Raw genomic sequence first — 245 nt, forward strand, 5'->3', positions numbered from 1 at the left:
GCTGATCTCGTCGCTGTGCGGATTGCTATGCACATTCACCGTTTCGCGCGTCATCGTCGGCGTCGTCCTGGCTCCGCGATTCCAGGCATCTTCGGGCGGGTCGGCTCACCCCGTCTACGGAAACGATCTTGCCCAGCAGATCACCAGCACCTTCGATGTGGTGCTGTGCGGCCTGGCGCTCAGCATCCTCGCGGCGGCCATCGTCATCGGCAGGCTGCGCCAGCTGCCGCAACCCCCGCACACCC

1 protein-coding gene is annotated in these 245 nt (G+C 65.7%); it reads left to right on the plus strand.

Annotation, left to right across the window (positions count from 1 at the left end; translation table 11 throughout):
• Window positions 1–245: DUF7937 domain-containing protein (locus tag BST12_RS30150; RefSeq protein ID WP_483869193.1), on the plus strand; the 245-nt coding region annotated here is incomplete at both ends.

Origin of the sequence: Mycobacterium angelicum, assembly GCF_002086155.1 — a bacterium.
Lineage (GTDB): Bacteria > Actinomycetota > Actinomycetes > Mycobacteriales > Mycobacteriaceae > Mycobacterium > Mycobacterium angelicum.